This is a genomic window from Paenibacillus sp. FSL H8-0259 (genome assembly GCF_037963255.1).
Taxonomy (GTDB): Bacteria; Bacillota; Bacilli; order Paenibacillales; family Paenibacillaceae; genus Paenibacillus_AQ; species Paenibacillus_AQ phytohabitans.
On record NZ_CP150147.1, the window covers coordinates 5,784,896 to 5,810,004 of the forward strand.

At 50.3% G+C, this 25,109-nt stretch carries 17 protein-coding genes; 7 read left to right on the forward strand and 10 right to left on the reverse strand.

What is annotated here, in order from left to right:
- Positions 1 to 377: 377 nt before the first annotated feature.
- Positions 378 to 980, forward strand: coding sequence for a glycoside hydrolase family protein (locus tag NSU01_RS25015; RefSeq protein ID WP_076244536.1), 603 nt, complete (start codon positions 378 to 380; stop codon positions 978 to 980).
- Positions 981 to 1,057: 77 nt separating this feature from the next.
- On the opposite strand, the gene NSU01_RS25020 is transcribed toward NSU01_RS25015, so the two are convergent.
- Positions 1,058 to 1,660: a hypothetical protein gene (locus tag NSU01_RS25020; RefSeq protein WP_076244534.1), complete on the reverse strand. Its 603-nt coding sequence runs from the start codon at positions 1,658 to 1,660 to the stop codon at positions 1,058 to 1,060.
- 424 nt (positions 1,661 to 2,084) lie between these two features.
- Positions 2,085 to 2,480 carry a copper amine oxidase N-terminal domain-containing protein gene (locus tag NSU01_RS25025; protein ID WP_179093528.1) on the reverse strand — a complete coding sequence of 132 codons (396 nt, stop codon included), beginning with the start codon at positions 2,478 to 2,480 and terminating at the stop codon, positions 2,085 to 2,087.
- 378 nt (positions 2,481 to 2,858) lie between these two features.
- Between NSU01_RS25025 and NSU01_RS25030 the strand changes: the two genes are divergently transcribed.
- Positions 2,859 to 8,441, forward strand: coding sequence for a CBM35 domain-containing protein (locus NSU01_RS25030; RefSeq protein ID WP_083705554.1), 5,583 nt, complete (start codon positions 2,859 to 2,861; stop codon positions 8,439 to 8,441).
- 997 nt (positions 8,442 to 9,438) lie between these two features.
- Here the strand turns inward: NSU01_RS25030 and NSU01_RS25035 are convergent.
- The 6 genes from NSU01_RS25035 to NSU01_RS25060 form a co-directional block, all read right to left on the reverse strand.
- Positions 9,439 to 10,536, reverse strand: coding sequence for a DUF4432 family protein (locus NSU01_RS25035; RefSeq protein WP_218639453.1), 1,098 nt, complete (start codon positions 10,534 to 10,536; stop codon positions 9,439 to 9,441).
- A gap of 241 nt (positions 10,537 to 10,777) precedes the next feature.
- Complete coding sequence (gene pgmB / locus NSU01_RS25040; protein ID WP_076244530.1) at positions 10,778 to 11,485, reverse strand: beta-phosphoglucomutase; 708 nt, start codon at positions 11,483 to 11,485, stop codon at positions 10,778 to 10,780.
- Positions 11,463 to 13,721: a glycosyl hydrolase family 65 protein gene (locus NSU01_RS25045; protein ID WP_218639452.1), complete on the reverse strand. Its 2,259-nt coding sequence runs from the start codon at positions 13,719 to 13,721 to the stop codon at positions 11,463 to 11,465. The genes pgmB and NSU01_RS25045 overlap by 23 nt, the downstream gene beginning before the upstream one ends.
- A gap of 52 nt (positions 13,722 to 13,773) precedes the next feature.
- On the reverse strand, positions 13,774 to 14,598 hold the full coding sequence (locus NSU01_RS25050; protein WP_039308352.1) for a carbohydrate ABC transporter permease: 825 nt from the start codon (positions 14,596 to 14,598) through the stop codon (positions 13,774 to 13,776).
- 20 nt (positions 14,599 to 14,618) lie between these two features.
- A complete protein-coding gene (locus tag NSU01_RS25055) occupies positions 14,619 to 15,494 on the reverse strand; it encodes a sugar ABC transporter permease (RefSeq protein ID WP_042138964.1) in 876 nt (291 codons plus the stop codon).
- A 337-nt stretch (positions 15,495 to 15,831) separates the two neighbouring features.
- Positions 15,832 to 17,181 carry an extracellular solute-binding protein gene (locus NSU01_RS25060; RefSeq protein ID WP_218639450.1) on the reverse strand — a complete coding sequence of 450 codons (1,350 nt, stop codon included), beginning with the start codon at positions 17,179 to 17,181 and terminating at the stop codon, positions 15,832 to 15,834.
- Positions 17,182 to 17,496: 315 nt separating this feature from the next.
- Between NSU01_RS25060 and NSU01_RS25065 the strand changes: the two genes are divergently transcribed.
- Entirely contained in the window at positions 17,497 to 19,329 is a 1,833-nt protein-coding gene (locus NSU01_RS25065; protein WP_081970087.1) for a sensor histidine kinase, read from the forward strand.
- A complete protein-coding gene (locus tag NSU01_RS25070) occupies positions 19,322 to 20,944 on the forward strand; it encodes a response regulator (protein ID WP_076244528.1) in 1,623 nt (540 codons plus the stop codon). The genes NSU01_RS25065 and NSU01_RS25070 overlap by 8 nt, the downstream gene beginning before the upstream one ends.
- Here NSU01_RS25070 and NSU01_RS25075 read toward each other — a convergent pair.
- The gene (locus NSU01_RS25075) at positions 20,924 to 21,280 is read right to left on the reverse strand and encodes a hypothetical protein (RefSeq protein WP_076244526.1); all 357 of its coding nucleotides are present in this window, start codon (positions 21,278 to 21,280) and stop codon (positions 20,924 to 20,926) included. The two genes, NSU01_RS25070 and NSU01_RS25075, sit on opposite strands and share 21 nt — an antisense overlap.
- 57 nt (positions 21,281 to 21,337) lie before the next feature.
- Positions 21,338 to 22,012 (reverse strand): GNAT family N-acetyltransferase, encoded by a 675-nt coding sequence (locus NSU01_RS25080; RefSeq protein WP_076244524.1) that lies wholly within the window; start codon positions 22,010 to 22,012, stop codon positions 21,338 to 21,340.
- A gap of 258 nt (positions 22,013 to 22,270) precedes the next feature.
- Between NSU01_RS25080 and NSU01_RS25085 the strand changes: the two genes are divergently transcribed.
- Genes NSU01_RS25085 through NSU01_RS25095 form a run of 3 tightly spaced genes read left to right on the forward strand, consistent with a single transcriptional unit; the run spans position 22,271 to position 24,489 of the window.
- Positions 22,271 to 23,041: an amino acid ABC transporter substrate-binding protein gene (locus NSU01_RS25085; protein WP_042238243.1), complete on the forward strand. Its 771-nt coding sequence runs from the start codon at positions 22,271 to 22,273 to the stop codon at positions 23,039 to 23,041.
- A gap of 29 nt (positions 23,042 to 23,070) precedes the next feature.
- Positions 23,071 to 23,730: an amino acid ABC transporter permease gene (locus NSU01_RS25090; RefSeq protein WP_042138968.1), complete on the forward strand. Its 660-nt coding sequence runs from the start codon at positions 23,071 to 23,073 to the stop codon at positions 23,728 to 23,730.
- Between the two features lie 15 nt (positions 23,731 to 23,745).
- Positions 23,746 to 24,489: an amino acid ABC transporter ATP-binding protein gene (locus tag NSU01_RS25095; protein WP_076244522.1), complete on the forward strand. Its 744-nt coding sequence runs from the start codon at positions 23,746 to 23,748 to the stop codon at positions 24,487 to 24,489.
- Positions 24,490 to 25,109 lie beyond the last annotated feature (620 nt).

A 25,109-nucleotide genomic window follows, 5' to 3' on the forward strand; every position in this document is an offset into this window, starting at 1 on the left:
TGAAATACAAAAAAACGTAAAGCGGTGATTTTATGTGGGCCCAACTTTTAGTTCAAGCTCAGCAATACCACGATCAGGAGGCAACATTACAGGTCTTAGAATCTTTCACACCAAAGATCAAAGCCTCCTTGCGACAAGTACCCGCCGATTATCGGGATGATTTAAACAGGAACTCTATGTCAAAATGATAGAGGTTATACAAACTTTTAATATTAGTGAATTGAAATAAAATATGGAGAGTGGTTGTAAAAAAAGAAACTCATTTCTCTTTATATACTGTGAAGACAATACGGCATTGCAGAAAACTTGGGAATGGCGCTCTGTCTATGATTCCTCCTATTGCTCTTCTCCTAATCTTTATTTCAGGAGTGATTAATATGTCGAATTTTTCTTTAGGCACCAGTGGAGCAAACATTATCAAATCGTATGAGGGATTTTCCTTGAAATTTTATGGAGATCTTTATGGGTTTCCAACTGTTGGATGGGGTCATTTGATAACAAATACTAAAACATATACTAAAAATACAACAGGTAATGCAAATGATTCCCTTCTTACCCAAGCACAAGCTGATGCTCTATCAAGCTCTTTGAGCCTCGGTTATACATCACCAATTTCTCAGTCTAAGGCAAATACTTTTTTTACTGAGGATACTGCAAAAGCTATAAAGGCTGTAAATAATTTAGTACCCCCTAATGGTCATACATTTTCACAATCTCAGTTTGATGCACTTGTTTCATTCACTTTTAATGGAGGTTCCGGGGTGCTAGCAACCGGTGATGTTCAAGCTATGCTTGAATATCAGCAAATATATCCATCTTTTAATGGCCCACTTTCAACAAATGAAATTGATACTTGTTCAAGATTGGTCAGCAAAGCATTTTCATACGATAGAAATTTACAAAGACGAAGAAATGATGAAGCAACTTTATTTTGTACAGGCATGAAGTATACTCACAAGTATCCAGTATATACACTATAGTTTAATTGTTTTAGGGCATAAACAAGAAAGGTCAGCCTAAAGGCTGACCTTTCTTGTTTGGAAAATATAATCTTAATTCATTTAATCAGTAATTTTTTTAGCTCAAAAATAGTTGCCTCTGATAACAAGATAACCCTATCGTTATTAACAACAAAAAAAGTTACACTTACAGGTATTCTAAGTTTTGTAGAAGGGTCACTTATATCTATGACTTTTACTTCATCATTTATATTTAAGTCTGGGATAAGTATTTTGTACGATCTATAAAAAGAGTCCGAGTTATAGCATGCTTCTGTAATCTGATATACTGGATTTTTTAGTTCATATTGATATTTCTTATACTTTTTTAGTCCTTTTGATGAAAAAAAGTCTTTTTCGATTACAAGTTCATCCCCGATAAATTTTTGCCCTGTTGGATATTCAGAAGCATCATTATATGAATTGGCAAATCCTAAATGCTTCTCAACTTTCCAAGTTCCATAGAAATATTTTTCAGTTTCACTATCCAAATTTATACGGTCATCAGTACAATATTCGGATGTGTTTTTTGGAATAATAGACTCTTCCGTTTCAGCTTTAGGTTCACTAGAAGTATTTGGATTTGATGTCGTTTCAACATTTCCGCAAGCCGATGCCAGCATCAACATTATCATCATACAAGCCATTAATGTTTTTTTCATATCTCATCCCCCCGTATGGATTAAAGTCTCCCAGTTCCATCGTTTTTATATCACCATGTACTCACGGTATTTTTTTCGGTTAAGTTGTTACTACACAAGTTCATTTTTGAACACTATATTCCCCTTTTTTGCCTACCTAGCAGAAATTATATCAGAGCATTTGAAGCAATGAATGACATAAAAATAACATTATTTATGAAAAAAGTTAACTTTATGTTATCTAAATCAGAAACAACAATTATTGCGTTAATCCCATAACCTCAATACAAGAACAGATTGACTCGATATAATAACAATCATGCCTAACCCGAACAACAGACCGCTAATTGTATGGGCTGTTGTTCTCCGAGTGATCATGCGGTAGCCCAAAGAGGTCCGTTTCTGCAATCTCACTCATGACTGGACCTCCATAGCTGATGATTAACTATACAATTGTATTACTGATAATTTGCAGGAAACCATTCTTGGCAGCTGTATTGACAGTAATTGTCGGACTTTTGAAATCAACCTGGCAGCCAAAGGCTTCTGAATGAAAAATCGTCACGGTACCGCTGTCCGGTTTCAATTTCACTTGGGTCATGTTCTTGGTAAGAATAATTTCAGAGTTAGTCCCGGCGACCTTGGCTCCCAGATTCTCGCTGATTACACGCAGAGGAACCATCGTATGATTGTTTTTGACCTCGGCGCCCGTATCGTAGGAAATTACAACACCGTCAATCTTAATTTGCAGCTTATCCGCTGCCGCATGGGCATGTGAAGAAGAAACGGAAGAAACCGCTAACCCAACTACAACCATCATTCCTGCAAGAGCTTTTTTCACTTTAGCCAACACTTTTTTTATCCGAATCTGGCTTCCAGTCAACTTCATTTTTCTCTCAGTTTTTCCCACTATGATTATACAAAGAATGTAAACATTTGTTGCGTAATTATACAGCGTCAAAATAACATAAGAAAGCTAAAAATATAGCAAGAACACCAGGCTGCTCTCCCCGCTCCTTCTCCGGCTAAGCCAATCCCTCAAAATATCGCAAAACATGATGCGGAAAAACAGTTCCGCTCTTATTTTATAATGGATGCGTAGCGCTGCAATTATTGGTAAGCGGTTTCAAAAAAAGCAGGGTCATATCTTTGCGGAGGAGGGCAAGTGAACATAACTTTTGTCAAAATGATCAGAAATTGCTTAGAAAAGGAGATTCATATGAGGAAAAAAAGCTCAAAGCTGCTCCCCCTGGTGTTGATACTTTCTTTACTGCTGTCAGGCATCTCTTACGCGGATGTAACTTCTAATTACGTTAACCCGCTTATGGGCGGTGCTGATCCTACCGTGGCCAGGGCTGCTGATGGTTATTACTATTCTGCATCTTCAGGCGATAATAACATCACCTTGAAGAGGCATGAAACCATTCTCGGCGTATCTACGGCCAAAAGCAAAGTGGTCTGGAAGAAGCCCGATAACTTCGGCTATGTGTGGGGTCCATATGTCTACCGGCTGGACGGCAAGTGGTATCTGTATTTCTCTTCCGGCCCGGAGGACAGCTTCGGATATGGGCATCCAAGCTCCTACGTTCTGGAGAACGCATCACCCGATCCTTTTGAAGGAACCTGGGAGCTGAAGGGCGAATCTGCCAATGAAGACAGCGACGGCCAGGTTACGGTCAAGCAGGGACTGCTGAACACGGAAGGCTACGGTTTGGCCTGCGGCGTGGTTACGATTAAAGGGGAACCCTACTTCACCTATACCAAATACTATTATTTCGAGGACCCGCAGAACCCTGAGAATACGAAATTCGATGAAAGTCCGACGATTGTCAAAATGAAGAACCCGTGGACCCTGGAGGGCCCGGAAGGTACGGTGGCCAAACCGGAATATGATTGGGAAAAGAAAAACGATAATATCAACGAAGGCGCTGCGGTAGTCGAGAGAAACGGTAAAATTTATTTTGCCTACTCGGCCAGCAGCTTTATGAATGATAACTATGCAGTTGGCGTATCCGTTGCGGATGCATCCTCGGATGTGATGAATGCGGATTCATGGGTCAAATATCCTGAGCCTGTGATGAAAAGATCGGATGAGAACAGCTCGTATGGCCCCGGCTCTCCCCTGTTCCTGAAGTCCGAAGACGACAGCGAGGATTGGATTCTGTATCACGGCATACCGACCCACGGGCAAGGCGGCGGGAACCGAGGTATAAGAGCGCAGCGGATTCACTGGGATGATGATGATTTCATCAATCTTGGCATTCCTTCCAACCCCGGCACAGTCCTGAACAGACCTTCCGGAGAAGAGCGAAGCGAAATCTATGAAGCCGAGGAGGCAAAGCTGTCGGGAGTAGCGAGAATCCCCGGAGGAACGGCTTATGCTTCGGGCGGCGTATATCAAAAATACAATAACAGCAGCACTAATGACTATATAGAGTTTACAGTAAACACTACTGCTGGCGGGACCTACTCGCTGGATTTCAGATACAACAATAACACCGCGAATCCGGTTACCATGAAATTAGGCGTTAATGGGGGAGCAACCCGCGATCTTTCCTTCCCTTCGAATGCCGGATTTGAGGCGAATTTCGATCTGAAATCCGTTTATAACCTTCCGCTTAACGCCGGAAGCAACACAATCCGCCTGTCCGGCAAGAGTGCTTTGGCTCTGGATGCCATGATTATCAAGCGCAGCACCTTGTATGAAGCAGAAAATGCCGTGCTGTCCGGAAATGCAAAGGTTGATGCAGATCATCCGGGTTACAGCGGAACGGGATTTGCCGGAGGGCTCTGGACTTCCAGCTCTGCAGTTTCCTTCAAAGTAAATGCCGCTGCTGCCGGCAGCTATTCGGTTAAGCTGGGCTACAGCCTGGGATTCAACGATGACCGGACGCTGACTATGTATGTGAATGGGCAAAAGCTTAAGCAGGTCGATTTCTTCAGCCTAAAAAGCTGGGACAGCTGGGCCGACCGCTATGACAATGTTTTCCTTCAAGAAGGGGAAAATACGATCACTTATAAATATGACGAAGGCGATACCGGCAACGTCAATCTGGACTTTATAACCGTAACAGAAGCCACTACCTGGCATTATGGAGCCGAAGATGCCAAGCTGGCTGGCGGGAACGATGCTGCAGTTGTTTACGCCAAAGACGGCAATCTGGGAACCGGTTATGTCACCGGGCTGTCCAAAGCGGGTTCGTCCGTAGAGTTCGTGGTAAATGTGGAGAATGCAGCCTCTTATGATGTGAAGCTGAGATATGCCAAAGAAGCAGCAGGCACAACTTATGGCCTGTACTTGAACGGCACGAAGATTAAGAATATTACCCTCCCTTCTACCGGCGGACTTACCGTCTGGAAGGAGCAGCTTGACACGTTAAGCCTCAAGGCGGGTAAAAACACAATTACTTATAAGAATGAAACAGGAAACTCCGGCATTCTAAATATGGACAGTATTCATCTTAACAAGCGTACTCCGTGGAGGTATCAGGCCGAGGATGCCACCCGGCAAGGAAGCCTCAAGGTTGTCAGGGATCATTTATGGTATGAAGGCAACGGGTTCGTAGGCGGATTCGAGCAGACCGGGGACACGCTGAAGTTTGAAGTAAATGTCCCTAATACGGCTGACTATACGTCAACTTTGCGTTATTCCGGGGTACAAAGCTCGAATATTACCATGTCGATGATGGTTAACGGACAGAGAATCAAGCAAGTGTCCTTAACTCCGACAGCGAATTGGGATATCTGGGCTAACAGTACGGAGTCCGTGAACCTCAAAGCCGGCAAGAATACGATTGAATTCATCCGCGAACAGGGAGATACCGGCAGATTCAATGTCGACAGTCTCACGATTGATAAGACGAGCGGCGGATTTATGAGCTCGATTGCGGGCAAGATCATTCCGGAGAAAATGGTCAAAATCCAGCCCAAGCACAGCGGAAAAGCATTGGATGTGGACAGAGTCTCCAGTGATCCGCTGGCGGTGATTAACCAGTGGTCTAACGGTGACGGTAATAATCAGCTGTGGAGATTCCTGGATCTCGGCACAGGCTATTACCAGATTCAGTCGGTTCAAAGCGGCCATGTGCTCGATATTCTTCCCGGTTCAGCGATCCAGCAGCTTTGCCAGAATATCAAAGCTGCTGGAACGATACCGGATACGCAGCAGTGGAAGCTGGAGAAAGACGGAGATTACTACAAGATCATTAACAAAAGCAATAATAAAGTAATCACTGTAGAAGGAGCGTCCAAGAGTGACGGTGCAGCAGTAAGAGTAGCGGATGATCAGGCAAAGGATAACCAGCGGATGAAAATTGAAGTCCGTAACCTCAGCAATAGTGAAATCAGTGCTCTGACCGAGCTGAACGGACGCTATGATATTACTTTTGACGCGAATGGCGGAAGTCCGGGACAGACAGTCGTTCAGGCTGCATACGGCGAACAGTTAACGGCTCCGGCTGTAATGAATAAAGGTTATGTGCTGGAGGGCTGGTACAACGATTCAGAAAAATGGGATTTTGCCAATCAGACCGTGCCGGGAGTAATGACGCTGACGGCGAAATGGAACCAAAAGGCGCCAGAGGTGCAGATTGTCAGTGAAGGCTTGATGCGGGCGGGTTCAGCTGGAGTACTCCGCGCCGCCGGTAAAGGAGAAGGAACCCTGTCCTTCACCTGGTACCTCGACAAGGGCGATGGCTATGGTTATGGTGAGCCGGTCGGTTCGGGCGACAGCCTGACGCTGGCGGCGTTGACGGAAGCGATGAGCGGCTACCGATATAAGGCGGTTGTGGCAGACGATAGCGGCTTAACCGGCGAGCAGGAATATATATTGCAAGTGCTCCCGGCTGCAGTAGAGTGGATTACCCCTGCCTTCGCGGTAGATTTACCTTCTGCCATGGACGCCGTTGAGGGTGAACCCTTGACGCTGCTTGTTAAAGCAACAGGTGACGTGGATTCTATTGGCTGGGAAATGAAGCGGCCGGACAGCGGCGATTGGCTGCCGCTAACGAGTGTTACCGGTGCAGTATACCGTTTCACGCCGGGAATGGAAGATGACGGAACACAGTACCGTGTGGTGCTGACCGGCAAAGCGGAGGTGAATCCGGAACGTATCACCGGAACAGAGCTGGTGCTCAAGGTCTATCCGGCACATGAAACACCAGTGGTCCAGTCGTTCACGGCAAGTGTAAATCCGGTAATCGAAGGGGCTTCAGTTACCTTTAACGTTGTAGCCAATTCTGTGTATGGAGAGCTGAGCTACCGCTGGCTGAAGAACGATCTTGTGCTGGACGGTGCGGCCGGGAGCAGTCTGACACTGGATAAGGCTGCTATATCTGATGCGGGGGCATACAAGGTTGAGGTTATGAACACCCGTATGATCGGGGAGTATGCTTATGTGGATGCGGTCCCTACAGAGACGATTGAGCTGACTGTCAGCCGTCGGCAGGTAACACCAACAGATCCTCCGGCGACACCAACGGACCCGCCGGTGACAGCAACAAGTCCGCCGTCATCTACGGCGAAGCCTGCGGCAACACCACAGGCTACCGCAACGCCGAGTCCTTCGGCTGCAGTCATTACTGCCACTCAGCTGAGCAGCCCTGCGGTGAACGGTGTGGTTACAGTGCAGGTAGGTCAAGCGGCTGCGGTTGAGCTTCCGGTGAATGCCGGGACGCTGCTGGGAACCCATTCCCTGCGTGTACAGGGAGACGGAATAGAGCTGGTACTGGCGCGGGAGCTGCTGAAGCAGCTGGCCGAAGCCCTGCCTGCTGGCGGGAGCAGCGGTGCCAAGATTGTGCTGAAGGCGCAGCCTAAGACACTGGATGCTGCGAAGCTGAAGACAGAAGCTGGCGTAGCGCTGGCAGGAAAGCTGATGGATTATGACCTGAGTCTGGTAAGGGCAGACGGGACAGCGCTCCATCTGGAGGATTATCCGGTTCCGGTAAGCGTCAGCTGGCCAGCGGATGGACTTGACTCGAGGCTGCTTGGCCTGTACCGTGTGAGCAGTGACGGTACACTCACTTATCTGGGCGGAGCAGCTGAAGCGGGCGGGCTGACGGGACTTCTTGACGGCAGCGGCACATACGCGCTGCTGGAGTATTCCAAGCAATTCAGCGATGTTCCGCTTACACACTGGGCCTTCGAAGCCTTACGTGAGCTGTCTGCGAAACATCTGATCAAGGGAATCTCGGAGCAGGCTTATCAGCCGGGCCGGAATATTAACCGGGCTGAATTCGTGCAGCTGATGGCCGGTGCGCTGCAGCTGGGCGGCAGCGGTAGCAATAGTAGCAACGGCAGCGGGAACGACAGCATGGGCACCAGCGGGAATGGCGACAGCGACACCAGCGGCAACGGCAGCGGGAACGGCGACAGCAGTGGCAGCGGGAACGACAGCGGGAACGGCGGCAGCGGCACCAGCGGGAACATCGACAGCAGTAGCAGCATCGCATTCGCTGATGTTCCGCAAGATGCCTGGTACAGGGATGCTCTATCCGGCATGGTGCAGGCAGGGCTGATTACCGGACGGAGTCCGGTGTCCTTCCAGCCGAATGCAGAGATCAGCCGCGAAGAGATGACTGTCATTCTGATGCGGGCTTATAAGCTCCAGCATGGTGCAATCCCGGCCGCTGTAGACATCACTTCTATGAAGGATGCTGCGGACATCTCCGGCTGGGCAGCGGATCAGGTAGCCGCAGCCGCTTCGCTTGGCTTCGTGAACGGACGGGCGGATGGAACCTTTGCTCCGAAGGCTGCCGCCACCCGTGCAGAAGCTGCGCAGATTCTGCTTAATTATTTGAAATAGGCTTTGCGCGGAAGCGGATATTGCCGGCTCTGCAAGGCATAAACAAGGCGCACCCCCTGGAACAGTATCCGGGGGAGCGCCTTTTGTTTATCCTGCAATTATTCGCCTGTAGTTTCACAGTAGCACATTGTATTCGGTTTTTCGCATTCAATCGGTCCTAAACCTTCGCAGCAGCACATTGTATTCGGTTTTTCGCATACATTCGGCCCTGACACCTTCCCAGTAGCACATTGTATTCGGTTTTTCGCATACATTCGGCACTGATACCTTCGCGGTAGCACATTGTGTTCGGTTTTTCGCATACATTCGGCCCTGACACCTTCGCAGCAGCACATTGCGATTGTATTTGGTTTTTCGCATACATTCGGCCCTGATGCCTTCACAGTAGCACATTGTGTTCGGTTTTTCGCATACATTCGGCCCTGACACCTTCCCAGTAGCACATTGTATTCGGTTTTTCGCATACAATCGGCCCGGTTACCTTCGCGGTAGCACATTGTGTTCGGTTTTTCGCATACATTTGGCACTGATACCTTCGCAGCAGCACATTGTATTCGGTTTTTCGCATACAATCGGTCCTATACCTTCGCAGCAGCACATTGTATTCGGTTTTTCGCATACATTCGGCACTAATACCTTCGCAGTAGCACATTGTGTTCGGTTTTTCGCATACAATCGGCCCTGATACCTTCACAGTAGCACATTGTGTTCGGTTTTTCGCATACATTCGGCCCTGATGCCTTCACAGTAGCACATTGTATTCGGTTTTTCGCATACATTCGGCCCGGTTACCTTCGCGGTAGCACATTGTGTTCGGTTTTTCGCATACATTTGGCCTGCCATATCTCGCAGCAGCTGTCTAAGCAAGTAACCTTTGAGCAGAAGCCGAACCTGGCAGAAACCAAAAAAATAACCAGCCGCCCGAAATCTACCGGCGGCTGGTTATTTCTAGTTTCATTTGAAAGTGAACGGTGTCTGCGCTCCCGGCATACACCCATCACTTTGCTGCGCTACGGATCATGTGCGCAAGGGTTGTGATTTCCTTCGGATCACGCGAAGCCCCGATGATGATCCAGCCGATGCTCTGGCCGCGGGGGCCGATATAGACCACTTCGCCGTCTATCGTTTTTTGCTCCAGTGAATTGGGTCTGGTCTTGCAAGGCTCTAGCGCATACATCCGGTCAGTGACCGCCCGCTTGGCGATTAGTGACCGGGGATAACATTGCAGGGAACGAATGACATAGGCAGCCGTATCCTGCCCGGCGTTCACCAGCATCTCGGCCGTGAGCTGCTCCCCGCCCCCATCTGCGCAATAGTCCCGGACCTGCGGCAGATCCGCAAGCCCCTCTACCGGCTCAGGAACGTATTGATAACAGCGGATCGGGTCCAGCCTGGTTTCGGAATCGTAGACAGCTAACGGGTCCACCTCAGGCGGGGCAGAGTCACGGAGCAGCATTTTTGCGGTGGAGACCGGCAGAATATAACTTCCGCCTCCCGACATATAAGCTCCTGCCAGCTGAATATGGTACCCGTCATCCACTGGCTGCGCAACCTCCGTTAAATTCCGTACCGTGTCTTCCCGGAACAGGTTGGCTGCCCCGTAGCGGGTTACGATCCGGACTGTTTTGGCATACACAGGCAAGGGCCCGTATCCCCTTACCGGAACATTACCCTCCAGGCAGATCTGCTGCTCATCCCAGGTCAGCCGCACCGATTCCGGCAGCGCCGGGGAATAGGACCCCGTCCCGTGGACGGTTCTTACCTCATCCGGGGTACCGAATATTTCCGGCCCAATGGCAGCCACCGCTGCATAGAAGCCTGAATCCCAGCCCGAATGCTCATTGTCGGATAGATCTACATGATCCGGATGGAGCAGGTACCGCTCTTCACGCTCCCAGCTGATTTTCTCCGCATCCAGCCTAATTTCCCCAATATCCATCCCCCGCTCCAGTATCACGGTAAATACAAGCCTGCCATTGGATATAGTCAAAAGGTGTAGGTGCGAGCCGAAGGAGTCTGTAACAAGCGTCAGGGTGACAAAGCCTCCTCCAGGCAGCACCTGGGGAGTGCCCGGCTGCAGCTGCTCCAGCGTCAATTCGCTTATACGCTGATTGCTATTTTGCTCATCACTGTTCGGCTCATTGCTTATTCGCTGATAGTTCTTTTGCTCGTTGCTATTCGTCTCATCACTTATTCGTTTATTACTTACTCGCCCTTCGCTTATTAGCTCATCGCTTATTCGTTCATTACTTACTCGCCCTTTGCTTATTAGCTCATCGCTTATTCGTTCATCGCTTACTCGCCTATTGCATATGCGCTCATCACTTTTCCACTCATTACTCATTCGAACAATCCCCCCTTCCGGAGGGACCGTTCAAACCAATGTGGCTAAGCAGGAACACGGGGTCAAGCTGTTCAAAGCTGGCGATGGTAAGGTCGGCGCGGGCAAGCAGTGCCCCGTCACCGACACCAACAACCCGCATGCCCGCCCGGATCGCCCCTTCTACACCGGCGTCCGCATCCTCAAAGACAAAACAAGCGGCCGGGGCTACTCCAAGCAGCCTGGCTGCTTGCAGGAACACCTCCGGGTCCGGCTTCGCCCTGGCGATGCTGTTCCCGTCCGCCACTGCGTCGAACAGCGGCCTGATGTTCACTTTCTCCAGAATCAGCGGAGCATTTTTGCTCGCCGAGGCAATCGCTGTCCTGACTCCGCGTGAGCGCAACAGCCCAAGAAAGCCGCTTACACCGGGTAATACATCACCCGGAGTAAGCGTATCGAGCAGCTCCTTGTACCACTCATTTTTGCGGGAAGCCAGCTCCTCCTTACGTTCCGCCGTCAGATCTGTGATTCCGCCGGAGCGCAGCAGAAGTTCAAGCGATTCCATACGGCTGACGCCCTTCAGCTGCTCATTGGTGCTCTCGCTGAAATCGAAGCCGAGCTCACCGGCTAGACGCTTCCAGGCCTGATAGTGAAATTTCGCGGTATCGACAATGACACCGTCCAGGTCAAAGATAGCTGCCTCAAAGGGTTGTGCCCGCAACATAGCCCCTCCCTTCCAGCTTGTGCACTTCATGAGCATCCGGATGAATCGTGATCCGGTAGCGCTCCCCCTGCCAGGCAAGCTGGAAGCTCAGCTCCGTCCAGCCCTCAGGCAGCCGCGGCTCAAGCTTAATGTCCTTGCTCCACATCGCACTCTTCAGACCGGCTAACCCGTAGACGATCAGCTGCCACAAGCCGCCGCAATTGGCGATATGAATCCCCTCGGCAGCACCCTTCTTCTCCAGCGAAAGGTCGATAGCCATCACCCGCTGCAGGAAATTCGCCGCCGCTTCCGGCTGATTCAGCCAGGAGGCCACAATGCCGTGAACCGCCACGGACAAGGAGGAATCATGGGTTGTGATCGGCTCATAATAATCATAGGAGGCCTTCAGCTGCTCCTTGGAGAATTCCTGCGGGAACAGCAGCATGAGTTCCAGCACATCCGCCTGCTTAAGCGCCTTGGAGCGGTAATTGCGCTCCTGGGAGATGAAGTGGCCGAAGGGTCTGGATCTGTCAGTCCAGATCCCGGCAAAATCCACATCCGCATAAGAAGCAAAATCGTCAGACTGCGGAACAATTTCCGTCCCGCTGTCATAGGGCAGCCGCAGCTTCTCCGCCGTATGCCGGAACAGCTCCCGTTCCTCCGGGCGAATACCCAGCCGCTCTACAGCAGCTGCATAGCTGTCCGGTTTGCTGCCTTGCAGGCTGTCCAGACAGGTTACGGTCTGCTCCAGACTGAATTTGACCATGCGGTTGGTGAAGGCATTGTTACGGGTAAAGGGCAGATATTCGTCCGGTCCCATCACGCCGAGCAGCTCGCCCACTCCTTCCCGGTTCCAGTCTACCCGGTCACACCAGTACCGGGCCGTCTCCACCAGAATATCAATGCCGTAGTGCTCCAGGAAATCTTGATCGCCTGTTGCCCGCACATAATGGTAGAGAGCATACACTATATCCGCTGTTATATGAATTTCATGGTCGGCGTACTGCCAGTTGGCACATTGCTCATCCCCGCTTAACGAGGACTCCCAGGCATACCTTGCTCCCCGGTAGCCATAACTCTGCGCATTGCGTCTGGCTCCGTCCAGTGTATTGTAGCGGAACAGAAGCAGATTGCGGGCCGCCTGCGGGTTGGTGTGCAGGTAAAAGGGCAGCAGGTTGATCTCCGTGTCCCAGAAATACCGTCCGAAATAGGCCTCACCGGCATACCCCTTGGCACAAATCGCCACCCGGGCATCCTCCGGTGCATTGGCACGAAGCAGATGATAGAGTGAGACGCGGACATTTAATTGCGCCAGATCATCTCCCTTGATGAGGATATCGGCCTCCTGCCACTTCCTCTTCCAGCAAGCTGCATGCCGTTCATATAGCTGGTCCCAGCCTATCTTACGTGCATGGCTAAGCTGCGCAAGCGCTCTGCTGCCAGCTTCGCCTTCCTCCATATCCCGGTCCGTGGTCACCGCCGTCAGCTTGCTGACAGTCAGCCGGTCCCCGGTCTGCACAGCGAATTCACCCCGGAGCGCAGCCGTCACCTGGCTATTCTCCTCCTGCCAGATCACCGCTTCAGAGGCTTCCAGCGCAGAGTGCATGAAGATCCGGTTCCCCTGTTCCGTCAGCGTTTCAAGCGACAGGCTGCCCCCAACTTCCGCCGTGGGAACTACACTATCAAAATGATTCATCCCATTGGTGCGTACATCTCCCCGGAGAGAAGCAGCAGCCTCCAGCCTGCCTTCGCCTGCCAGCACCTCAACCTGTATGCGCTGGATACACAGATGGGTATCCGCCATACTGATGTAGCGCTCGAAGGTGCACTGTAGCTGCATGCCCTCTGCTGTCTCCCAGATCAATGTACGATGAAGGCTTCCATCGCGCAGATCCAGCCAGCGTCTGTAGCCGCTGATCCGGGAGCGGTCCATATCCAGGCTCTCGCCTGCAGAGCGCAATTCAAGCCCCAGCATATAAGGAAGATTAACAATCTCCTCCTTCAGCAGCGGATGCCGGGCGACAATGCCCGGGATGAATGTCCCCTGCTTGGACTTCGGATGCCGCGGCTTCTCCAGCGTGACGTTATCCGGAAAACGCAGATATTCCTCATCCTGAGGGGCATCGCTGCATCCCTCTTCAAAGCTTCCACGGGCATGCATATAGCCGTTCCCCTGGGTAAACAGCCCCTCATAATGCTTATGCAGTCCGGCCTCATACCCGTTTTCTTTCAGGCACCACAGGTGTTCCTCATTCATCTGCAACCCCTCAATTCTCCGGTATCTTTCCATGGCGTTCCCGTCAACTCCGTCATCCCTTGACCGCTCCCGCAGCAAGTCCGGATACTACCTGCTCCTGCAGCAGGATATAGACTACAATACTCGGAATGATGACGACCATCGTAGCGGCAAACATGACGCCGTAATCACTGGCAAACTGGCTTTTGAAATAATAGAGCGCCAGCGGCAGGGTCCGGCTCTGATTGCCTGTCGTCAGAATGATCGCGAATTGAAATTCATTCCAGCAGAGCAGGAACTGCATGACTCCCGCCGTGCCGAAGCCCGGCTTCGAGATCGGCAGTATAATCCGGAAGAAGGTCTGAATGAAGCTGGCACCATCCAGGTAAGCTGATTCCTCCATCTCCTTGGGTATCGTCAGGAAGTAGCTGGATAGAATGTAGAGCGAGACCGGCAACCCAAAGCCGGTATAGACAATAATAAGTCCGATCAGCTTGTCATATAGCCCGAGCGCGTTAACTGTTAAGTACAGCGGCTGCAGCATCGCAGCGCCGGGAATCAGCAGCGAGAGGGAGAAGGCTCCCATCAGCAGCTTTTTACCGCGGAATTGAAAGCGCGCCAGTACATAAGCTGCCATTCCGAGCAGAAGCAGATTGAGCAGTGTTCCAAAAATCCCTACAATTACACTGTTGATGTAGAACCGGGAAATCGGCGCGATCTGGAAGGCCTTCGTGTAATTGGAGAAGCGGAAGCTGCTTGGCCAGCCGAGGGAATTGCTCAGAATCTCGGCATTCGTCTTAAACGATGCCAGCAGCACCCACAGGAACGGACCCAGCGACAACAGGACAATCAGGATTACAAATCCATACTTAAGTACACCCAAACTTTTTTTCAACATTCTCACCCCATCCGCTCCATTCAGTTTTGGGAGCTGCCTATTCTGAACAGATTTCGGCATAGCAGGACAAAGATCAAGCCAAAGCCGATTAGGAAAACGCCCACTGAGTTGGAATAACCGAAGTTATTGTCCATGAGAGCGGTTTTGTAAATGTAAATGGGTAAATTCATCGTTTGATTGCCGGGTCCGCCGCCTGTTGTCATTAGAATAATATCCATCTTCTGCAGCATGCTTGTTCCCGACAGAATCACGCAGGTCCCGATAATGTTGCGCAGCATAGGAATGATGATGTACAGGTTGATCTTGAAATTGCTGGCCCCGTCGATACGTGCCGATTCGAACAGACTTTCCGGAATGGCCGCAATCTCGGCCAGAATGAGAATCGTGACGACTGCCGCATACGGCAGCCAGGTCATCGTAACGGATAGAAAAGCCGTGGCATAATCCATGAACCAGTTCTGGGAGTAATCCGCATTGCCGAACAAACGGACGATACTGTTCACCGCACCGAATTCAGGATTGAGCATGCACAGGAACAGCATACCTACGGCTGCACCCGAGATAATATTAGGAAACATGTACACCGTGCGGGCAAACTTCCAGTAGAATTCCTTCATACTGAGAATAACCGCGAACAGGGTGCCGATGGCCACGTGGACCGTAGATTGCAGCACGACCCAGATCCCCGTATTCAGTGCGCTTTGGCGAAAATCGGCATCGTCCGTGAACAGCCTGATATAGTTAGCGAGACCGATGAACACCGGGCTGCGTCCGGCCGACCATTCCGTAAAGGATGTGCCGAACAGAATGACAAGTGAGACGGCATAGACAATAATAAACAATGCTACAGTCGGTAGCAGGAAAAGCGTGATATACCCTCTATTTTTCCTAACCATCCATATGGTCCTCCCCAATCCTCAGCTGCATAGAGTGAATTTAAGAATTTAACTATATAGTTTGAACTTGAATTTTTGGAAAAGGAATACTCGCCACTACTGTGAGTTTTGGACTTCCGGCCGCTGCCCGCCCCCAGATTTCTTGATTCTATTACCGCTGCTAGCGGTAGAAATCCGGTGACTGCTTATGCTTCCTGAGTGAGCTTTCCTTCGGAAAGCTTTCAGGCGGTTGCTACCGCTCCTACAGTTCCAAAATCCCCCTCCGCTGCTTCTTCCTTTTCTAAAAATCTTTAGTTCAATCTATATAGAGATTCTTAAATCCAGCCTATCCTGCTCTTTATTTATTCTTAGCGGCAATTTCCGTCAGTTCCTTGGCAATCTCTTCAGCCGTTGCCCGGCCCGCTGCCAGCTTCGGATACAGGTTCTTCCAGGCATCTGTTACGTTCGGATAGACGATGGAGTCCAGGGTCCGGTAATGCAGCTGTGACTTTTGAGCGACTGTGATCGATTCGACCATGATCGGATATTTCTCTTTCAGTGCATCTGATGGCTGAACTTCACTCGATACCGGCATAACATTGCCGTATTCAAGAGCGAGGGTCTGTCCTTCAAGCCCTGTTTTGAACTTGATGAATTTCTCAGCAGCATCGCGGGTTTCCGGCGTTTTGGCTCCGATCATATAGCCAACCTCATAAGTGGAAATCAGGCTGTTATTCGGATACGCTGCCACACCCACCTTTGCATCGAAACCTTCACTGGATTTGGTCGGATCGCTGAAGTCTCCGATCATCCAGGGACCATTAGCAATCATCGCTGCCTTGCCCTGGCTGAACGCGTTCGCTGCATTGGCGTATCCCGCCCCAAGCGCATCCTTCGTCGTATACTTCTCCAGCAGCTCCTTCATCATATTAAGCGCCTGAATCATTTCGGGCGTATTGAAGTCGGTAGGGTGCAGTGTGTTCATGAACGTCTTGCCGTTCTCCCCGTTCGTACCGATCATCGCGGCAAGAATCAGGTTGGATGTCCAGGCATTCTCCCCGGTCATCAGTGCGAGGGGAACGAAGCCTGCAGCCTTCAGCTTCTCGTTGTTGCTCATGAATTCATCCCAAGTCTCCGCCGGCTTAATGCCTGCCTTCTCAAACATTTCTTTATTGTAAAAGTAGCCGATATTCTGCTTCTGATCGCTGATCGACCAGATCTTCCCGTCCCGGGTATTGGAAGCAAGTGCATCTTCTCCGATAGCTGCCTTCCATTCCGCATCCTTGTCTAAATAATCATTGAAAGGGGTTGCAAGATTCCCTTTGATCAGGACATCATTAATTCCGTCCTTGCCCATTACGACATCCGGCACATCCCCGGAGGCTGCCAGAATCTTAATCTTATCCACGTATGCGGCATCACTTGGAATCTCTTCAACCACAACCTCCACTTCATTGCCATATTTGGCATTGAACTGCTTGATCTGCTCTTCCTCCATCTTGGCTGATGCATGCGTGCCGACCCGGAACGTAAGATAAGAAATTTTGACCGGCGCTTTAGCCGCAGGTGCTGCTGCATTTTCTGAGCCTGCCGTTGCGGCCGCTCCATTATTCTCTGCTGAATTCCCTGATCCGCATGCCGTAATGGACATGGTCAGCATCAGCATGCCTGCTAAGGTACAGCCCGCTTTGTACAAAGACTTTTGCACAATAAATCCCCCTTTAGAATGATGGCTTAAGCCAGGGTATCACCCTGCAGCCAATTACAGTTGTTTACAGCTCTCATTGTAGAACATAGAAAAAAAGTTATGAATTCGTTTTTCCGCATGATCTTTTATAATATCTTGAGCAAATGTGATTTGGCAGCGGGGCGGGTGTAAGGGTTTTCAGATTTCTTTAACTCTGTATCGTTTTCTTTACCATCTGGCCGGAAACGGCCCGATTTCACCCGGCTCTGCTATTCGCTGCCAAGAAATGAATATATAATGGCTGTACTACAGACTCATCAGCAAGGAGCAACCAACATGTCCAATCAGCATATCCTGAAGCGGATCAGCCTTCGTCCCCTACTCGGACGTTTCTCCCTAATTCCGGTACGAAATAAAATGGTCATTATTATCTTCCTGCTAATTCTGCTTCCGATGACGTTCGCCGGCTGCTACTTCTATTGGAGCATCTCCCAGATTCTAACGAGGAATGCCAATGATAATCTGTCCCTGCTGATCCGCCAGACCAACGACAATATCGAGAAGTCCTTTCAAATTATCGATAATACCTCCCTGCATTTCCTCTCTACTAAAATGTTAAGAAACTGGTTAATCGACGATATGTCGCTGAGTGATGACTTCTACAAGAAATTCGTCAATAAAAGCGAAATGGAAGAAGATTTGAAGTACAGCCTTATGTTCAACAATGCTTGGAATATCAGCCTGCTGTCAACGGCCTATGTATTTTTTGATAACGACAACTATGTATCCGTTCTGAAGTCCCCGCCTAACATTGAGCAGATTAACCGGAACAATCTCGCAGTCTATCAGTCGGTTAACGGGAGAATGGTCCGCGGCAAAGAAATCCTGACGCCAAGTCCCGGCGATCCCACGCTCTATTTCACCCGGGTGATGTCCAATATTAATCTTCCCGAGCAGCGCCTGGTGCTGATCTTCGGCACGAATGAAGCTGATTTAGCAGAGGAATATGCCGGACTGCTCGAATACCCGGGCGCCATAGCCTACATTATTGATAACCAGGGAGTCATCTATTCTAGTGCGGGTAAGCAGGAATTAGGTTCAACTGTTCCTCCCGATGTGCTCGCGCTGAGGGATCATACGGAAGTAAGTGAGGTCAAGCTTAATCAGGAGACTTATCTGGCCGCTTCCCGCAGCATCGGTACTACCGGGCTTACCTTCATTGCCGGCATTCCGAGGAAGCAGGTACTCGCCAAATTATCGGGAAGCATGCACAATTATATCTGGTTTATCGCACTGATTGCGTTCGTCTCGCTTGCAGCAGGTGTCCTGCTGTCGCTCCGCTTCACCCGGATTATCCGCGATCTGCTGCGGAGTATCCGTAAGGTCAAGAAAGGGGATTACAACACCAGAATGCCCGCTTTCAAGGATGCAGAGCTCAACCAGCTCAGCTCTACCTTCAACAACATGACTGACGAAATCAATTATCTGATCAAGGAAGTCTATGAGAAGCATCTGCTGGTCAAAGAGTCAGAGTTCAAATTTCTGCAGGCTCAGATGAATCCGCATTTTCTGTTCAATACGCTGATTACCATCGGTTATAAGGCAAAGCTGTCCAAAGATGAGACCGTTTACAAAATGGTAACATCCCTCACAGAGCTGCTGCAGGCAAGCATCTATTCCAACAGCCTGGCCAAAATCCCGATCCGGCAGGAGCTCGATTTCATCAGATTCTATCTGTATCTGCAGAAGGAAAGGTTCGAGGACAAAATGGAGTACACGATCCAGATCGAGGATGAGGCCATACTGGATCTGTTGCTGCCCAAGCTCAGTGTTGAACCGCTGGTCGAGAATGCTGTGGTGCACGGGGTGGAGCGGAAGCTCGGCAAAGGAAACATCAACATCCGCATTTACCGCAAGAATGATTCGGTGTATTTCGAGATTACGGATAATGGCAGCGGGTTTGAGCATGTGCCCAAGAATTGGGGTCATTTCGAGAGCGACACGATGCGCAAGCAGGGCCACAACAATATCGGCCTGATCAACACGCATAAACGGGTTAAGCTGCTCTACGGCGAGCCTTATGGCATTGAGGTCGAGAGCGAGCCTGGGACAGGCGCGAGAGTCACTCTACATATACCGGCAGATCAGGGGGAACTAACACATGTATAAGGTTATGATTGTAGACGATGAGCCTGTGATCAAAAAAGGGCTGCAGTGCTTCATCGATTGGAGTATTCTTGAGTGCGAGGTTGTTTGTGAGGCGTCGAACGGGCTGGAGGCGGTCGAGCTGCTGGGCTACTACGATGTCGATATCGTTGTCACGGATATCCGCATGCCGGGAATGGATGGCCTTGCCTTGTCGGATTATCTGCACCAGCACTTTCCGCAGACGAAGGTTATTATACTTACGGCCTTCGCGGACTTCTCTTATGCCCAAACGGCCATTCAATATGAAGTCGTCGATTTTGTAGTCAAGACCAATCCCACAGAGCAGATTCCCCGGGCGATTGAGAAAGCCACACTGCTGCTGGAAAAAGAACGGGAGCAGAAGCAGAAGGTCCGGCAGCTGGAGAGCAAAATCAACGATAATCTGTCCGAAATCAGCGAAAAATTCCTCCGGGAAGCCGTCTATGGCCTGATTAGCGATGAAGCCGGTCTGTACAGCCGCTCAAGCGAGCTGGGGCTGCAGCTGGAGGACTATTTCGCCATCTATATGGAGGTAAAAGATATACCCGGACCCCACGGCTCTGCCGGGAGCCCGGCGAATGACCATTACCGCTTCCTGGCCTCCATCCGCCACTTCCTTGCCCTGGCCTTCGGGGAGCATCCCTCTTATATTATGGCCATGGAGAAAAACACCCTGCTGGCGCTTGTCTCCATGACCGGCGGCAATACCGCGGTCTCCACCCAGGCCCTGCTCACGATCAGCAATGAAATCCTCGCCATGGCGGAGAACTTCAGGCAATACCATGTCAATATCGGCATCAGCCTGCGGCACCGGGATATATCAACGCTGTCAACGGCCTATCTTGAAGCGAGAGAGGCGCTGCAGGGCAGCTTTTATAATGATAATTATGTGGCTGTATATATCCCTCATGCGAACCTGGCCCTTACGCCTGCAGCCCCTCCCCATCATGCCGCCGAGCAGATTGCCGGACATCTGCAGCAGGGAGACAGCGAGTCGGCCATCCGTCAGCTGGACCAGCTGCTGGAGAACTACAGAAGCATTAAAGAGCCGATTGAGAATGTGAAGGTAGCCTGTCTGCTCATCAGCTCCTATTGCTTCCGCTTGCTGAGCACAAGCCAGCCCTTCGCACCGGAGATGGAGGAGAGCCAATCCGCCGTGTATAAGCAGATTCAGGAGAGCAAAAGCATCCAGCTGCTGGCAGATATTCTGGGGCGCCTGATTCTAAGCTGCTCAAGGGCTGTGGCGCGGAGTGACAGACAGCCTAATTACATCGTAATTGAATGCCAGAAATATATACGAGAGCACTACAATCAGAACCTGAGCCTGCAGATTATTGCCGACCATATCCATATCAACAGCAGCTACCTCAGCCGCCTGTACAAGAAGGTCACCGGTGAGTCCATCATCGATGTGATCAACAAGTACCGGATTGACATGGCCAAGAAGCTGCTCCGGAATCCGGCAAGTAAAGTATTCGAAGTCGCGGAAGCCGTTGGTATTGAGACACCCGCCTATTTCACTCATGTGTTCTCCAAATACACAGGGATGAGCCCCAAGGAATATAAGCTGAATTATTCACAGACCGAATTGGGATAACCGGAAGAAGTACACCAGACTGTTGATCATATCGTCCCATTCCGGAGCCTTGAAGGCCGAACATAATCCTTCGCTCCGGTAGTACGCAATGGCTCCGTTCAATTCTTCCAGATCGCATTCAATCTCTGCCTTAGTCATTTCCCGCACGATTTCTTGTGCCTTCTCCACGGCATTTGCCTTGATGTAACAGTGCAGGCACTCCAGGTACAGCCGGGGCTCTTTCTGTGAAGCCTGCTGCAGATAAGCCCCCCACTCATACCAGCCGTCATCATTAAGATCCGCAAAATTCTCAATTGGAGCATAGGAGGTGAAAGAGGGATAGGTATCCGCCAGCATGAAGCCTACCCGTTCCGCTACGGCCCGGGAGCCGCGGTTGGTGGATACACACAGCCACTATACACTGCCATATTCTTTGTCCCAGCATTGCTGGACAACTGCCGAAACGACCTGCTTGGCCAGGCCCATTTTGCGGTAGCTGCGGGCTGTTTGAATGCCAATAGCCACTTGGCCTCCGTTATAGCAGTCGCTTAACGACCAGCTGACAATCTTGTCCAGATGACGGATATAGCAGCCGCAGCCGGCAATAGCGAAATGTTCATCGCTCCCCCACTCCGCAGCCCACTTGTAAATTTTATCAGCATTCTTATAGCTCTTCTTCCGCAGCTCCGGCAAATCTATCTTCTCCAGCACATACCCCTCAGGCAGCGATAGTTCGATTGGCGTGAACGTCTCACGGGTTACAATGTACCGGTGTCTTGTATACTCCCGTATGTATTTGTTGGGATGAACCTCTGGTATCTTCAATCTCCACTCTTCATTATCCGGTGTGACCTGTTCCCAGAACCCCAGTGATTCTGTGAGCGCCTGGTTAAAAGCATCGTTATCTGCACGTCCAGCCAGCAAAGTAGTCTCACTGGACTCGATCATCAGGACTTGCGGATGTTCTGCCAAATCCACATGAACCTCGCCCTCCATCAGCCCTTCCAGAACCGTGAACACTGACAGCTCATTGTGACTGGTTACCAGTTCCTTTGCCTTGCCGTATTGCTCATTCTTCAATTCTATCACTTATGACATTCCTCCTTATTTCAGGCCACCTGTGTACCTGTTACAGGAATCGTATCAGATTACGAATTGAGATAAAATGGAAAAAATAAATAAAGTAAGAGTCTGCTGAGCGGCATGCTTTGATTTATTTTCGACACAATTGTGTTCCCCTACTCTATCGACAGTAACTCACATGATATGTTATTATGATAAACTGATAACGTATTAACGAACTAAAGCACAGGCTGCTGCGTGTAATCTACTAGGGGGAATAGAGAGATGAAGAGACAAGGGATATTGGGTTTATTGGTAATTATGGCGATTGCTATAATAGCCGGCTGCTCCAGTTCTGGAGGCAATGACGGTAAGCTGGTGATCGGTATAGATGATAAGTTTGCCCCGATGGGCTTCCGGGATGATAACAATGAAATTGTCGGGTTCGATATTGACTATGCGAAAGCGGCTGCTGAGAAAATGGGCAAAGAGGTTACCTTCCTGCCGATTGACTGGTCTGCCAAGGAATCTGAGCTGAATAGCGGACGCATTGATATGATCTGGAACGGCTACACCATCACGGACGAGCGCAAGGATAAAGTGTTATTCACCAAACCTTATCTGGAGAATAGCCAGGTTGTAGTCGTGCTTGCGGATTCAGCGCTGTCTACGCTTAAGGATCTGGCCGGCAAAGAGGTCGGACTGCAAAGCCTCTCCTCTGCTGCCGATGCCCTGGATGCTAATCCGATTAAGGCGGAGCTTAAAGGTGTCTCCGAATTCACCGATAATGTGCTTGCCCTGACAGACCTGAAGTCGGGACGTCTGGATGGAGTAGTCATTGATGAAGTGGTGGCCAGATACTACATATCCAAGGAGCCGGAGACTTACAAGCTGATGGATGAATCGCTGGCCCCAGAGCAATATGGTATCGGGATTAAGAAGGGCAATGAGGACCTGCTGACGGAGCTGCAGAAGGCATTGGATGCGCTAAGCAGTGACGGAACGGCGGCCGAGATTTCCACGAAATGGTTCGGAGAGAACAAAGTACTTAACTAGATGGTTTCCTTTAGGAGTCGGGTGAAGACATGAATATTGACTATATTATTAAAATTTCCGGACCGATGCTGGAGGGGGCACGGACAACGGTATTGCTGTTCCTGATCGTGATCGTATTGTCCATTCCGCTCGGGATGGTGGTCACACTAATGGCCAAAAGTTCCGTCAAGCCGCTGGCCTGGATCGCACATACTTATATTTATGTGATGCGCGGCACTCCGCTGCTCTTGCAGCTGTTGTTCTTCTGCTTCGGCCTGCCGCAGATCCCCGTGATTGGGCAATATCTGGTCATGGACCGTTTCGTTGCGGCCAGCCTTGGATTTATTCTGAATTATGGTGCCTATTTCGCTGAGATCTTCCGCGGGGGAATGCTCTCGATTGATAAAGGCCAGCATGAGGCGGCCAAGGTACTCGGGCTTAGCAAATGGCAGACCCTGCGCAAGGTGATACTGGCCCAAATGTTCCGGGTGGCGCTGCCTGCGGTAGCCAATGAATCCATTACCCTGGTTAAAGATACTGCCTTGCTGTATGCCGTAGCGGTACCTGAGCTGCTCAATTTCGCCAAAACGGCGGTAAACCGTGATTTCACGGTCACCCCTTTTGTCGTAGCGGGCGTAATTTATTTGCTGATGACACTGGTGCTTACGCTATTCTTCAAGACACTGGAGAAACGTTTCAAATTTGAGTAGAAGGGCTGTTTCGCTATGAGTAGTATGATTGAAGTATCGCAATTGCAGAAATCCTTCGGCAGCCTCGATGTGCTGAAACAGATTACCTTTGACGTTAACCCCGGGGAAGTCGTTGCGGTGATTGGACCTTCCGGTTCCGGCAAAAGCACCATGCTGCGCAGTCTTGTGCATCTGGAAGAGGTTACCGGCGGAAGTATCCTGATCTGCGGCCGGGCGCTCGTGGACAAAGGCAAATATGCCAGCGGTGCGGAGATTAGGGAAATCACCTCAACCATGGGCATGGTGTTCCAGCACTTTAATCTGTTTCCGCATCTCACCGTAAGGGGTAACCTGGAGCTTGCCCCGAGAACGCTGAAGCGGGAAAGTGTTCAGGATATTACGGCCAAAAGCGAGGCGCTGCTCTCCAAAGTAGGTCTTGCCGATAAAGCAGACGTGTATCCCTCCATGCTGTCCGGCGGGCAGAAGCAGCGGGTCGCAATCGCCAGAGCGATGATGCTCAGTCCGGACATTCTCCTGTTCGACGAGCCGACCTCGGCGCTCGATCCCGAGCTCACCGGCGAGGTACTGCGGGTCATCCGCCAGCTTGCCGAGGAGCATATGACGATGATTATCGTCACGCATGAGATGAATTTTGCCCGCGATGTGGCCGACCGCGTCTTCTTCATGGATAACGGCGAAATCGCCGAATCCGGCACACCGGAGGAGATCTTCGGCCACCCGCAGCTGGAGCGGACCCGGACATTTCTGAACCGGGAGTAACGGGAGTAAACAGATGTGGATTTTATATAAGGGACTGTACCATCAGCCATACAATGGCTACTTGGGACAGCCCCTTTTCTCTTTTCTCTTTTTCGTTTGCTCTCAAAGTGGCACATTGTATTCGGTTTTTCGCATACATTCGGGTCGCTTGTCCTCGCAGTGGCATATTGTATTCGGTTTTTCGCATACATTTGGTTCGTTACCCTTCGCAGCGGCACATTGTACTCGGTTTTCCACATACATTCGGTTCGTTTACCCTCGCAGTGGCACATTGTATTCGGTTTTTCGCATACATTCGGGTCGATTGTCCTGGCAGTTGCACATTGTATTCGGTTTTTCGCATACATTCGGTTCGTTACCCTTCGCAGCGGCACATTGTACTCGGTTTTTCGCATACATTTGGTTCGTTACCCTTCGCAGCGGCATAATGTATTCGGTTTTTCGCATACATTCGGTTTGTTACCCCTCGCAGTGGCACATTGTATTCGGTTTTTCGCATACATTCGGGTCGCTTGTCCTCGCAGTGGCACATTGTATTCGGTTTTTCGCATACATTTAGCTCGTTTACCCTCGTCGTGGCATAATGTATTCGGTTTTTCGCATACATTCGGGTCGCTTAC

Coding starts and splice junctions, on each gene's coding strand:
- NSU01_RS25015 (WP_076244536.1), top strand. CDS start 378: ATGTCGAATTTTTCTTTAGGCACCAGTGGAGCAAACATTATCAAATCG.
- NSU01_RS25020 (WP_076244534.1), bottom strand. CDS start 1,660: ATGAAAAAAACATTAATGGCTTGTATGATGATAATGTTGATGCTGGCA.
- NSU01_RS25030 (WP_083705554.1), top strand. CDS start 2,859: ATGAGGAAAAAAAGCTCAAAGCTGCTCCCCCTGGTGTTGATACTTTCT.
- pgmB (WP_076244530.1), bottom strand. CDS start 11,485: ATGTTGCGGGCACAACCCTTTGAGGCAGCTATCTTTGACCTGGACGGT.
- NSU01_RS25045 (WP_218639452.1), bottom strand. CDS start 13,721: ATGAATGAGGAACACCTGTGGTGCCTGAAAGAAAACGGGTATGAGGCC.
- NSU01_RS25050 (WP_039308352.1), bottom strand. CDS start 14,598: ATGTTGAAAAAAAGTTTGGGTGTACTTAAGTATGGATTTGTAATCCTG.
- NSU01_RS25055 (WP_042138964.1), bottom strand. CDS start 15,494: ATGGTTAGGAAAAATAGAGGGTATATCACGCTTTTCCTGCTACCGACT.
- NSU01_RS25065 (WP_081970087.1), top strand. CDS start 17,497: ATGTCCAATCAGCATATCCTGAAGCGGATCAGCCTTCGTCCCCTACTC.
- NSU01_RS25070 (WP_076244528.1), top strand. CDS start 19,322: ATGTATAAGGTTATGATTGTAGACGATGAGCCTGTGATCAAAAAAGGG.
- NSU01_RS25075 (WP_076244526.1), bottom strand. CDS start 21,280: ATGCTGGCGGATACCTATCCCTCTTTCACCTCCTATGCTCCAATTGAG.
- NSU01_RS25085 (WP_042238243.1), top strand. CDS start 22,271: ATGAAGAGACAAGGGATATTGGGTTTATTGGTAATTATGGCGATTGCT.
- NSU01_RS25090 (WP_042138968.1), top strand. CDS start 23,071: ATGAATATTGACTATATTATTAAAATTTCCGGACCGATGCTGGAGGGG.
- NSU01_RS25095 (WP_076244522.1), top strand. CDS start 23,746: ATGAGTAGTATGATTGAAGTATCGCAATTGCAGAAATCCTTCGGCAGC.